This is a genomic window from uncultured Senegalimassilia sp. (genome assembly GCF_934632265.1).
Classification (GTDB): Bacteria; Actinomycetota; Coriobacteriia; order Coriobacteriales; family Eggerthellaceae; genus Senegalimassilia.
The window spans coordinates 1-11,564 of sequence record NZ_CAKTYH010000062.1 but is presented as its reverse complement, the minus strand read 5'-3'; the positions used below and the strand labels follow the sequence as shown (position 1 = coordinate 11,564).

The window sequence follows — 11,564 nt, the reverse complement described above, 5'->3', positions numbered from 1 at the left end:
GCCATGGCTAGCATGAAGCCCGTCGAGCGCGATGCGCCGGTGGGCATGCCGTGCAGGTTCGGCGTGGCGAAGGGGCCTGCAGCCTGCAGCGCGGCGAGCACCAGGCCCAAAACGGCGCCCGCGATGGCGCACGCGATCAGCACATGTTTGCGGTCGACGTCCATGGCCGCCTTCCCCTTCCCGTTTGCTCGTTTCGGCTCATTGTACGCGCTCGGTCCGCCATTGTTCCCCGGATCGTAAAGTCGGGCCGCGGGTTGCTGAAATGCGGCTGAAAATGGGACAGCATGGCGCTCTTGGAGCGCCCGGCTTTGGTAAGCTGTTAGCAGAGGTTTTCTCCATATACGCATTCGGGAAAGGGAAAAACCATGGCCCAAGAATCGGTGAACTATCAATGTCCGAACTGCATGGGGCCGCTGCGCTACAAGGGCGATAGCGGCATGCTCGAGTGCGAATTCTGCGAATCGACGTTCACGCCGGCCCAGGTCGAGGAGGCGTACGCTGCCAAGCAGCGCGAGGCCGACGAGAAGGCCGAGGCCGCGGCCGCGCGTGCCGAAGCCGGGCAGCAATCAAGCTTCGAGCGCATGGCCGACGAGGCCGCCGGCGCATCGTCGGTGGTCACCGAGGATGTCATCGACGCCGCCGTGGCGGTTGGCGCCCAGGCCGACAGCTCCATCGCTTCGTACCTCTCGCGCGCCAGCTGGAACGAGGAGGAGCGCGCGGGCATGCGCACGTACCTGTGCTCGTCGTGCGGCGCGCAGCTGACGTCCGACGCCACCACCGCCATCCAGGAATGCCCGTACTGCGGCAACCAGGCCATGGCGCCCGGCTCGTTCGTGGACACCGCCAAGCCCGACCTGGTCATCCCGTTCAAGCTGGACAAAGCTGCCGCCGAGCAGGCGCTTACCGACTACTACAAGGGCAAGAAGTTCCTCGCGAAGGAATTCGCCGCGCAAAACCGCATCGCCCACGTGCAGGGCGTGTACGTGCCGTTCTGGCTCTACGACGGATCGGCCAGCGGCGAGGGCACCTTCGAGGCGCGCAACATCCGCACCTGGCGCGAGGGCAAGTACGAGGTCACGGAAACCCACGTGTACAACGCGTGGCGCCAGGGATCGTCGGAGTTCACGCGCATCCCCGCCGACGGTTCGGCGAAGATGCCCGACGAGCATATGGACGCCATCGAGCCGTTCGACTACGACGAGCTGACCCCGTTCTCGGTGGCATACCTGCCCGGCTTCTCCGCCGAGCGCTACGACCAGGACTCCGACGCGTGCTGCCATCGCGCCGTGCGCCGCATGGAGAACACGCTGGCCGACCAGCTGCGCGACACCGTCACCGGCTACGACCAGGTCGACCCGGCCGACGTGGACGCGGAAGTGTCGTTCTCCGAGATCAAGCAGGCGCTGCTGCCGGTGTGGATGCTGCACACGCGCTGGAAGGACAAGGACTTCCTGTTCGCCATGAACGGCCAGACGGGGCGCTTGGTGGGCGATCTGCCGGTGTCGCCGTTGAAGGTGGTGCTGTGGTTCCTGGGCATCTTCCTGGTGGTCGGCGCCGTCATGCTGGGCGTGGACTTCGGGTTCATCCAGTTCGACGACACCACCACACGCGTGGCCGTCGATGCGGGCGTGCCGTTGGTCGTGGCGGCCGGCGTGTGCCTCTATTTCTACTCGCAGATGAAAACGGCGGTGGAGCAGCGCAGCGCGCATGCGTACGTGGTCAACGGCAGTTTCGACCTAACGGGCAGCGACGACACGTTCGTCACCTCGTACCAGACGCGCACGCTTGTGGAAACGGATGACGACGACAAGCGGTAACCGATTTTCACCGGTCGCGAACGGCGCCGATCATCGCTTCCGTAACGGAACGGCCGGCGCCGCAGGCGATCGGATATAACCAAGCTCTACGGATCAGGTTTTGGGATAACGAACGAACAGGCAGCATCGGAGAAGGAGGACATCATGGGTTTGATCAAAGCGGGTATCGGAGCTGCAGGCGGCGTGCTGGCCGACTCTTGGCGCGAGTACTTCTACTGCGATTCGCTTGAGGCCGACGTGCTGTGCGCGAAGGGCCAGAAGCGCATCTCGGACAAGGGCCGCAGCTCGAACACCAAGGGCGAGAGCAACATCATCTCGGACGGCTCGATCATCGCGGTGAACGAGGGCCAGTTCATGATCATCGTCGAGCAGGGCGCCATCGTGGACGCCTGCGGCGAGGCGGGCGAGTTCGTGTTCGACAAGTCCACCGAGCCCAGCCTGTTCTTCGGCGAGTCCGGCACGCTGGGCGACCGCATCAAGAAGTCGTTCGAGCGCGTGGGCGCGCGTTTCTCCTTCGGCGGCGACACGGGCAAGGACCAGCGCGTGTACTTCTTCAACGCGAAGGAGATCGTGGGCAACAAGTACGGCACGGCCCAGCCGGTGCCGTTCCGCGTGGTGGACGCCAACATCGGCCTTGACGTGGACATCTCCGTGCGCTGCAACGGCGAGTACTCCTACAAGATCGTCGACCCGCTCATGTTCTACAAGAACGTCTGCGGCAACGTGGAGGAGCCCTATACGCGCGACAAGATCGACTCGCAGCTGAAAAGCGAGCTTTTGACCGCGCTGCAGCCGGCGTTCGCGAAGATCAGCGCCATGGGCGTGCGTTACTCGGCCGTGCCGGCGCACACCACCGAGCTTGCCGACGCCCTGAACGAGGTGCTGTCGGAGAAGTGGGGCGAGCTGCGCGGTCTGCGGGTGGCAAGCTTCGGCGTGAACGCCATCGCGGCGTCCGAAGAGGACGAGCAGATGATCAAGGACCTGCAGAAGGCCGCGGTCATGCGCGACCCGAACATGGCGGCTGCCAATCTGGCGGCATCGCAGGCCGACGCCATGCGCACCGCTGCCGCGAACGAGAACGGCGCCATGATGGGCTTCATGGGCATGGGCATGGTCAACGCGGTGGGCGGCATGAACCCGCAGGGCCTGTACGGCCAGGGCGGCAGCGCCCCGCAAAGCCAGTATCCCGTGGCAGCGGGCGGCGGCTTCGCGGCGCCTACCCCCGAGCCCGCTCCTGCGGCAGCCCCTGCTGCAGGCGGCGATGCGTGGACGTGCTCCTGCGGCGCCTCCAACACCGGCAAGTTCTGCAGCAACTGCGGCAGCCCCAAGCCCGAGCCGCCCGCGGCGGCCGGCGAGTGGACCTGCTCGTGCGGGGCGAAGAACAGCGGCAAGTTCTGCTGCAACTGCGGCAGCCCCAAGCCCGCAGGCGACGGCGGCTGGGATTGCCAGTGCGGCCAGCACAACACCGGCGCGTTCTGCAGCAACTGCGGCACGAAGCGCCCGTAAGGGGAAGCGGCTGGCGCGCGATATGCGCTGCTGGCCCGTTCCGCGCGGCGCGGCGTGGGCGTAGGCCCCGCCGGCAGCTGAGCGCTTGGAAAGGCCGTTCGTTTGCAAGCGTGCGAAGCGGGGCATCCGGCCCCGACCCGCGCGGAAAAGCGCGATACGCAAACTTGATGGCGGCGCCCGTATATCATGCGGGCGCCGCTTTTTGCGGATAGGCTCTCTTCGCCAACGATGCGCCGTTCGTGGCGCTCGAACTGTGGTGGGGGCGCACTTAGAGCCTAATCGGCTACCTCGCGACGCCTAGCTTCGGGAGGGTTGCGAGCATGACGGTACCGTTGCTGGAGCTGCTCTCAACCTCAATCGTGCCACCATGAAGCGTCGCGATTTCCCATACCAGCGACAGACCCAACCCTACGCCCCCGTATGCCCTGCTGCGGGACTTGTCGACGCGGTAAAACGGCTGGAATACGCTGTCTCGGTGCTGTTCGGGGATTCCGAAACCCTCGTCTTCGATGCGGACGAGAACGCGATCGTCTTCCTCATCAACCGTTACATCGACCGTCGAGGCGGGACGACTGTAGCGAATAGCGTTCTCGACAAGGTTGAACACCATCCGATACATCAATGGATCGCTGCCGTTCACCAGGCTGTTCCCGCGGCGGGCGAGGGCGGTGCCCTTTTGATCGGCGAGCGGGGCGAGGTCTGCTAGCACCTCCTCGATCAGGGGTGCGAGTTCGATTTCGTCGTTGCAGGGGATGGCGCGCAGCTCGCTCATTTCGAGCAATGTGCTCGTCATGCTCGACATTCTCTCGGTTTGCTCGCGCAGCAGCTTAAGGAGGTCGTTCGTTGCGGGCGGCGCATCAGGGTGCTCTACCGAGAATAGCTCCACCTGGGCCTGCATGAGCGCCAGCGGCGTGCGCAGCTCGTGCGCGGCATTGCCGGTGAACTGGCGCTGCGCGGCGAAACCCGCGTCAAGGCGATCTATCATGCCGTTGAACGATTCGCTGAATCTCTTGAATTCCGGAAGCACGTCCTCGCTGATTTTCGAATCGGCGAGATTCCCCGGCTGCACGTGTTCGATTTGCGCGGCGAAAGCCCTCAGGGGTCTGAGCGCACGGCCGCTTGCGAAGTATGCGAGCACGCCCCCGATCAGCGTCACCGCAGCGGTAATGCACCAGCTTGTAGTGCCGAACGACTTTTGCGCGTCGCTCACTACGATCGTCAGCTCGTTGCCGACGTCCTTGCTTCCTGGGTCGAATGACTTGGGAGCCCCTTCGTTTATGTTGCTATAAGCCGATACCTCGCTGCCGATCTCGTCCATGTATTGCATTCCGGAGTAGCCGACAAGGAAGTTCATCGACAGGCAGGCCGCGCAGACGAGGGCAGCCGTCGTCAATGTGATACGCCATTGCAGTGAAAGGCGCTTCATTCGCTCTCCTCCATCACGTAGCCTTGTCCTATGCGGTTGCTGATGGGGTCGTGCCCGAGCGCCTCGCGCAGCTTCTTCCTGAGCGCCGACATGTGGACCCTGGCAGAATTGCTGAAGCTGTTCGCGTTGCAGTCCCACACATGCTCGAGGAGCTCCTCCTGGCTAACCGGCCGTTCTTGGTTGAGCATCAGGTATTCCAATATGCCCGTTTCCTTTCGGGTTAGGGAAAGGGCCCGATCGTTTGCGGAAGCCTTGCGGGAGTTCGTGTCGAAAGAGATGGATCCGCAGGTCAGCACGGTGCTATCTTGGATGAACCGCCTGCGGGTCAGGCTTCGTATCCTGGCTGCGAGCTCTTCTAGGTGAAACGGTTTCGTCAGATAATCGTTGGCTCCCGCGTCCAAGCCGCTTACCTTATCGGAGATGTCGCATCGTGCCGATAGGATCAGCACCCTCGTGTCGTTGTCGGTTTCCCGAAGCGTTTCAAGCACCGTCATGCCGTCTGCGCCGGGGAGGTTCAGGTCGAGTACGACCAGGTCGAAGGTTTCGATGGCGAGCAGGTCGATGGCCGTTTGCCCATCATGGCAGCAATCGACGCTATAGGCAAGATGGCGAAGGCTGCGGGCGATCGCGTCGCACAGCGCCTTTTCGTCCTCGACAACCAAAATACGCATATCGGGCCTCCGGCTCATATGTGTCATTCCTTAACGCGGATTTTATAGCAGACATGGTTACATATGCCTGGAAAACGAAAGGAGTAGCAGATTGTTCAAAATGAGGAAGGCGATATTCCAGGTGATCTTGCTGGTCGTCGGGGCGGCCATGATCGGCTTCGGCGCCCTTCGGGGCGAGGTCGACATCGTGCTCAGCAAGGCTATCAGGCTGTGTTTGGAGTGTGTTGGGATTGGGTAAGGGAAACTTCCACGCATCGTGGCTTTTGAGCCGTTCCCGCGGGTTTATCCAGGCGGGTGCCGCATTGCTTTCGAATATCCACCTGCCGAACTTTCTTAAGGGCGGCATTCACCAGGGCGATTCGAAAGCGGTGTGCGTGCCTGGTTTGAATTGTTATTCCTGTCCAGCCGCTGCGGGCGCTTGCCCAATCGGCGCCTTTCAGACGGTGGTCGGCTCGTCGAAGTTCAGCTTCTCGTATTACGTAACCGGGTTCTTGATTTTGACGGGGGTTCTGCTGGGACGTTTCGTGTGCGGGTTTTTGTGCCCGTTCGGCTGGCTGCAGGAATTGCTGCACAAGATCCCGGGCAAGAAGTTGCCCACGAGCAAGCTCAAGCCGTTGAGATACGTGAAGTACGGGGTGTTGGCGTTGACCGTAGTGCTCCTGCCCGCGGTGCTCGTGAACGACGTCGGCATGGGCGACTCGCTGTTCTGCAAGTACATCTGCCCCCAAGGCGTTCTCGAGGGCGCGATTCCGCTTTCCCTCGTCGATAGCGGCATCCGATCGGCGTTGGGGGCGCTGTTCACCTGGAAGCTTGCGGTATTGATCGCGGTGGTCGTGCTGAGCGTGCTGTTCTATCGACCGTTTTGCAAATGGGTTTGCCCTCTCGGCGCGTTCTACGCCCTGATGAACAAGGTTTCCTTGCTGGGGATGAAGGTCGATCAGGGCAAATGCGTTTCCTGCGGCACGTGCGCGCAAACCTGCAAGATGGACGTTGACGTGACGGCTTCGCCGGATCATGCCGAATGCATTCGCTGCGGGATGTGCGTGAACGCCTGCCCTGCTGATGCCATCAGCTATCGCTTCGGCATGTGCGTGCCGTGCAATCGTCGCGCCGCGGATGCGGATAGGGTTCGAATGACGGATATCGATCGAAAAACGGAGGAATCGAAATGAGGAAGACCAAGAGTATGAATGCGAAGCTGTTGAAAATCTCGGCGGTGTTGGCAGCATCCCTGCTGGCAATCGGCCTTGCCGCGTGCTCCGCCGCCGCTGGCGGCGAGCAAAGCCCGGCAGGCGCATCCGATGCTGCCGCGTTGATCGAGGCGCAGCCGAGCAACGCCGATGAGGCGACGAAGCTGTACGAGCAGCTTATGCAGAAGGAAAACGAAGTGCTTTCGGCCGATTTGCAGCTTTGGGAGAAGCTGTTCCTCTCGGCAAGCAAGGAAAACCCGATGATCGAGGACGGCAGCAACTATGGCGACTTCCTTCTGGCTACGCTGGAAGGCGCCAAGGATAAGTTCACGGCACAGGAGTTGGAAACGCTGAAAACCGGGGCGGAGCAGATCAAGCGGATCGAGGACAAGCTTGAGGCCCTGGAACAGGAATTCCCCGGATGTGGCAGCACGCCGGGCCAGGGCGAGAGCGTTGACGCCCAGAGCGCGGGTATGACGGCAAAAGCCGAGGGGACGGAAAAGTTCCCGAGCTTCAGCGGGAAGGACCTTGACGGTAACGACGTGAGCAGCGATGAGCTGTTCTCGAACAACACCGTTACGGTTGTCAACTTCTGGTTCACTACCTGCAAGCCGTGCGTGGGCGAGCTTGGGGAATTGGAGGCGCTTAACCAGAAGCTTGCCGACAAGGGCGGCGCGGTCGTAGGCGTCAATTCCTTTACCCTTGACGGCGACAAAGCTGCGATTTCCGAGGCGAAGAGCATCTTGGAGAAAAAGGGCGTGTCCTATAAGAACATCTGGTTCGGCTCGGATAGCGAAGCAGGCAAGTTCACCTCCAAGCTGTACTCGTATCCGACCACCTACGTGGTCGACAGCAACGGCAACATCGTGGGGCAGCCCATCGTCGGCGCGATCACGTCGGGCGACCAAGCGAAGAAGCTCGACGCGCTGATCGACGAAGCGATTGCGAACGGCGGACGATAAAGCGGGTCGGTTACGCTGTGCTCGGCAAGGGTTTGCGGCATGCGGGCAACGCGGGTCTTCAGGCCGGATAGCTTTCCATGCGGCACCGAGGGAGCAAGGCATCGGCCCCGACTCGCGCGGCAAAGCGCGATGCGCAAACTTGATGGCGGCGCCCGTATATCATGCGGGCGCCGCTTTTTGCGGGTAGGATAGCAAGCGATATCGAAAGAAAGGACCCGTCATGCCCGAACCCGTTTCCCTTCGCCATGGGCGCCTGAGCGCTGCCGTCGACCCTATGGGAGCGCAGTTGCTCAGCCTACAGTTGGATGGCCGCGAGTACCTGTGGCAGGGCGATCCACGGTTTTGGGCCAGGCGGGCGCCGGTTTTGTTCCCCATTGTGGGTTCGTTGCGCGATGGGCGTGCTGAATCGTCGCAGGGCCCGTGCGTGATGGGGCGCCACGGCATCGCGCGCAACTACGAGCATGCGGTGATCGATCGCGTCGCTGATGGGTCGTCGGTCACCTTCGAGCTGCGCGATTCGACTGAGACGCGCGGCGCGTATCCGTATAGCTTCAAGCTGAACATGACCTACGCCATCACGGGCGAGGCCACGCTTTCCCAGACGTTTCGCGTGACGAACACCGGCGACGCGACGCTGCCGTTTTGCGTGGGAGGGCATCCGGCGTTCAACGTGCCCATGGGGGCGTCGGCACAAGATGCGCATGCGGGCGAGGGCGAAGCGTGCGCCAAAGCGAGTGCTGCTACCAACGAAGCACGCGGGGAATCGGGCGCCGTTGCGGGCGCTGCCGAAGGCGATGCTGCTAACGAAACCTTCGATGATTACGTGCTGAAGTTCGCTCGCCTCTGGAGCTGCACGTTGCCGGTGATCGGCGAAGATGGCCTTATGAGCTGGGATAATGCGTTCGAATGCCCGCAAGGTTCGGATACCGTGACGCTCACGCACGCGTCGTTCGCCCATGATGCGCTCATGTTCACGGACGTTCCCGACAGCGTGCTCACGCTGCTGGGCACGAAAAGCGGGCACGGCGTGCGCGTCGAGTTCCCGGGCTTTCCCTTTATCGGCGTATGGTCCGCGGCCAACGATGCGCCGTTCGTGGCGCTTGAGCCGTGGTCGGGGCACACAACCGCCCACGACGAGGACGACGTGTTCGAGCACAAAGCCGGCATGACGCTGCTAGCCCCAGGCGAAACCAACGAGCGCACGTTCCATATCACGCTGTTCTAGCCGGTCCCCGCATCAAGGCCCAATCGACTGCTTTTATAAGATGCTTATGAGTATCATACTCATAAGCATCTTAGGCACAAGGAAGTGATTGGGCGCAGAAACCCCAGGTGGGCGGGGGGATTCGCATATGCGAACCTAGGCAATAAGAAGAATGTGGCGCAATGTGTCTCCATGGAAACCGGCTTTTGACCAAGGAGGCAGCTATGCGCAAACGAAACGTTGAACAACGAGCGCGGCATGCGAAGGATTGCTCGCCGATGAACGGAGCGGAGCGCCGCACGGGCACCAAGATCGCCTGCGTCGGAGTGAGCGCGCTCATTGCGGGGCAGCTGTTCATGCCCGCCGCTTCCCTTGCCGCTGAGGCGGCGGATCAGGACGGCGCAACGAACGACGCTGCTGCGGTCGCGGCGCCGGCGGCTCAGGCAACGCCCGCGGCGGAAACCGCTCCCGCGGCAAACGCGACGCCTGCGCCAGCGGCGCCGGCCGCTTCCGCGCCTGCAAGCAATAGCGCCTCAGCAGACCAGCAGGCTGCTTCCCAGCAGGCTCAGCCCGCCGCGCCGGCTGCGACGGCGAGCGACGCTGCCGATAACGTCGCCGCGCCGACAAATGCCGCCGCAGGGCAAAACGACTCCGACGGTAACGCTGTAGCTCTGCCGGCGGACGCCATGCAGGCTCGTGGCGTCACCGATGTGACGGAGGGCGGCGGCATCAAGGTCAACACGACCGTGGTCGACCACTACACGGACTGCGTGCTTCCGAGCAACGTCACGCTCGTGAAGGGACAGTCCTACACCTTCGACTTCCCCGATGTGGAGGGAGGCATACCCGAAGAGCCGCGCAGCGTAATCACCGAGGTCAAGTACTACAGAGCCGATGCCGCCTCGGGCAGCCTTGTCGAAGTTCTGGATGAATCCATGGCTGACGTGACGGCTCGCTTCGAACCCGTTGGCAATCACATGAGGTTGACGCTGTCCTTCACGGGCGGCGCCGCTAGCGGTTCGTATCGCCTTACGCGCAGCGATGACCTGCTGGTCAATGCGACCCTGACCTACGTCAGCACCGACTATGAAGGCGGCATCCTCATCGGCGACCCTGATGACATCTTCAAGCCGGGTTCGGTCATCATTAACGAAACCAGGGACAACTACTACCTCCGCTACAACATCAACAGCGAAATCACGCTCGTTTCGGCGGAAAAGAAAGCCCTTGAGAACCTGAACGTCGACAACGTGAAGACCGACTACGCGCCCGGCGAGGCCCCGCGTGCGACCGCGACGATCCCTGCCGCCGATGCCGACAAGTACGAAATCGCCTACGAGTGCTGGGAGGAAATGGACGGCAGCGATCCTAGGGAACTCACGCCCGTCGCCTTCTGGTATTCCGACCCTGGCAAGTACGCGCCGGGCATGAAGAAGATCACCCAGTTCGAAGAGGGTAAATTCTACATGTACTCTGTTGAGCTGCGGCTCAAGGACGGCAACACCCTGGCCGATGACTACAACGTGAACGTCAACGGTCAATGGGCGAGCAACACCATTAAGACCGTCGAGGGCGTGTTCGCCCCGAACGCGGCGAATATGCTGTGCGAGCAGCCGATCGTGGAAATGCAGGCCATCGACCTGATCGAGATCAACGGCGCCACCACCACTTTCAAGGCAGGCGACAAGCCGGTGTTCACGGCAGGCACTCCCGAAGGCTCGAACGCCATCTTCCAGTGCGAGTACTGGATGGGCAGCGACGGCAGCGAAGTGAACTCCGTCGAGTTCTGGGACCAGAACATCACGAATCACATCGACGCCTTCAAGCCTGGCGTGACGTATCGCTACGGCGTGTACCTTAAGCCGGCACGCGGCTTCTACTTCGCGCCCGATGCCAAGCTCATGATCAACGGCGCGGCATGCGGCTACCAGGTGGGCGAGGCGAGCGAAGTCGATTCCGAAAGCGGCATGATCTACACCCTGTGGCTGAGCACTGACCTGACCTTCACGCCGGAAGGCGCAGCGCCTGGCCCGCAGCAGCAGTCTGGCGACGACAACAGCGGCACGACCAGCACTGAAGACCCCGCCAAGGTGCCGACGGTTAATGCCGCGGCAACCAAACCCGCCACGGGCAACCTTGCCGCCACGGGCGATGACGTAGCCTTGACGGCAGCCGCTCTGGGCATCGCCGGAGCCAGCGCCGCCGTGGCGGTCGCTGCAGCAAGGCGCCGCAACCACTAAAGAGTTGAGATACGATTCCCCCGGCCCCCAAATGCCACGGAATAATGAGAGTTGTTGCGTTTCATTTTCAGCTCATTGGTTCAAAAGCTCATATAAACCAGTTATAGCTGCACGAAACGAATCAATACCGAGCGGTTGAACAGGGGGTGACACAAACCGCTTGACGCACGTGATATCGTTGCGCTAAAGTACCCCAAGTTAGATTTTGAGCGACCGTTTCCGTCGGCTTTCAGAAAAGTGAGGGGATTGCTGTGAGTCAAATCGCAGCGGAACAAGCTCAGCGGCAACGAAGCGTGGGATTGACCAATTCGCAATTGAGGATCCTCGGCTATATCGCATCGTGCGGGTCTCAGGGTTGTTCCGATACCAAAAACGCCATCGCGGAAAAGCTCGGCGTGTGCCCGAAGACGGTCGACCGCGCCGTTCGCCGCATGCGCGACGACGGGCTTATCGTCTCGACGGCGCGTTTCGACGAAAACGGCTCCCAGCTCGGTAACGTTTACTTCATCGGAGCTGGTTCAAAGCAATAGAATCCGGTTGTTCACAAG

The 11,564-nt window shown here is 61.9% G+C and carries 10 protein-coding genes; 8 read left to right on the top strand and 2 right to left on the bottom strand.

The window, feature by feature from the left end:
• Positions 1 to 365: 365 nt before the first annotated feature.
• Together Q0H50_RS05795 and Q0H50_RS05790 are read left to right on the top strand one after the other, a co-directional pair.
• Positions 366 to 1,817: a hypothetical protein gene (locus Q0H50_RS05795; protein ID WP_294420407.1), complete on the top strand. Its 1,452-nt coding sequence runs from the start codon at positions 366 to 368 to the stop codon at positions 1,815 to 1,817.
• A gap of 144 nt (positions 1,818 to 1,961) precedes the next feature.
• Positions 1,962 to 3,323, top strand: a complete 1,362-nt coding sequence (locus tag Q0H50_RS05790) for an SPFH domain-containing protein (protein WP_294420404.1) — start codon at positions 1,962 to 1,964, stop codon at positions 3,321 to 3,323.
• Positions 3,324 to 3,606: 283 nt separating this feature from the next.
• Here the strand turns inward: Q0H50_RS05790 and Q0H50_RS05785 are convergent, their stop codons facing one another.
• Positions 3,607 to 4,749, bottom strand: coding sequence for a HAMP domain-containing sensor histidine kinase (locus tag Q0H50_RS05785; RefSeq protein WP_294420403.1), 1,143 nt, complete (start codon positions 4,747 to 4,749; stop codon positions 3,607 to 3,609).
• Positions 4,746 to 5,420, bottom strand: coding sequence for a response regulator transcription factor (locus Q0H50_RS05780; RefSeq protein WP_294420411.1), 675 nt, complete (start codon positions 5,418 to 5,420; stop codon positions 4,746 to 4,748). The genes Q0H50_RS05785 and Q0H50_RS05780 overlap by 4 nt, the downstream gene beginning before the upstream one ends.
• A 100-nt stretch (positions 5,421 to 5,520) precedes the next feature.
• Here Q0H50_RS05780 and Q0H50_RS05775 point away from each other — a divergent pair, with 100 nt between their 5' ends.
• The 6 genes from Q0H50_RS05775 to Q0H50_RS05750 all read left to right on the top strand — a co-directional run bounded on the left by Q0H50_RS05775 (position 5,521) and on the right by Q0H50_RS05750 (position 11,546).
• On the top strand, positions 5,521 to 5,658 hold the full coding sequence (locus tag Q0H50_RS05775) for a CD1871A family CXXC motif-containing protein (protein WP_294420409.1): 138 nt from the start codon (positions 5,521 to 5,523) through the stop codon (positions 5,656 to 5,658).
• Positions 5,651 to 6,592: a 4Fe-4S binding protein gene (locus tag Q0H50_RS05770; RefSeq protein ID WP_366936634.1), complete on the top strand. Its 942-nt coding sequence runs from the start codon at positions 5,651 to 5,653 to the stop codon at positions 6,590 to 6,592. Before Q0H50_RS05775 ends, Q0H50_RS05770 begins: the two co-directional genes overlap by 8 nt.
• Positions 6,589 to 7,572, top strand: coding sequence for a TlpA disulfide reductase family protein (locus Q0H50_RS05765; protein WP_294420398.1), 984 nt, complete (start codon positions 6,589 to 6,591; stop codon positions 7,570 to 7,572). Before Q0H50_RS05770 ends, Q0H50_RS05765 begins: the two co-directional genes overlap by 4 nt.
• A 220-nt stretch (positions 7,573 to 7,792) precedes the next feature.
• Positions 7,793 to 8,797 carry an aldose 1-epimerase family protein gene (locus tag Q0H50_RS05760; protein WP_294420396.1) on the top strand — a complete coding sequence of 335 codons (1,005 nt, stop codon included), beginning with the start codon at positions 7,793 to 7,795 and terminating at the stop codon, positions 8,795 to 8,797.
• A gap of 257 nt (positions 8,798 to 9,054) precedes the next feature.
• Positions 9,055 to 11,016, top strand: a complete 1,962-nt coding sequence (locus tag Q0H50_RS05755; protein ID WP_294420394.1) for a hypothetical protein — start codon at positions 9,055 to 9,057, stop codon at positions 11,014 to 11,016.
• A gap of 251 nt (positions 11,017 to 11,267) precedes the next feature.
• Positions 11,268 to 11,546 carry a MarR family winged helix-turn-helix transcriptional regulator gene (locus tag Q0H50_RS05750; RefSeq protein ID WP_294420392.1) on the top strand — a complete coding sequence of 93 codons (279 nt, stop codon included), beginning with the start codon at positions 11,268 to 11,270 and terminating at the stop codon, positions 11,544 to 11,546.
• Positions 11,547 to 11,564: the final 18 nt, after the last annotated feature.

What these genes read in the sequence shown, in the direction of transcription:
- Q0H50_RS05790 (WP_294420404.1), top strand. Translation starts at nt 1,962, where the DNA reads ATGGGTTTGATCAAAGCGGGTATCGGAGCTGCAGGCGGCGTGCTGGCC.
- Q0H50_RS05755 (WP_294420394.1), top strand. Translation starts at nt 9,055, where the DNA reads ATGAACGGAGCGGAGCGCCGCACGGGCACCAAGATCGCCTGCGTCGGA.
- Q0H50_RS05765 (WP_294420398.1), top strand. Translation starts at nt 6,589, where the DNA reads ATGAGGAAGACCAAGAGTATGAATGCGAAGCTGTTGAAAATCTCGGCG.
- Q0H50_RS05780 (WP_294420411.1), bottom strand. Translation starts at nt 5,420, where the DNA reads ATGCGTATTTTGGTTGTCGAGGACGAAAAGGCGCTGTGCGACGCGATC.
- Q0H50_RS05775 (WP_294420409.1), top strand. Translation starts at nt 5,521, where the DNA reads ATGAGGAAGGCGATATTCCAGGTGATCTTGCTGGTCGTCGGGGCGGCC.
- Q0H50_RS05795 (WP_294420407.1), top strand. Translation starts at nt 366, where the DNA reads ATGGCCCAAGAATCGGTGAACTATCAATGTCCGAACTGCATGGGGCCG.
- Q0H50_RS05760 (WP_294420396.1), top strand. Translation starts at nt 7,793, where the DNA reads ATGCCCGAACCCGTTTCCCTTCGCCATGGGCGCCTGAGCGCTGCCGTC.
- Q0H50_RS05785 (WP_294420403.1), bottom strand. Translation starts at nt 4,749, where the DNA reads ATGAAGCGCCTTTCACTGCAATGGCGTATCACATTGACGACGGCTGCC.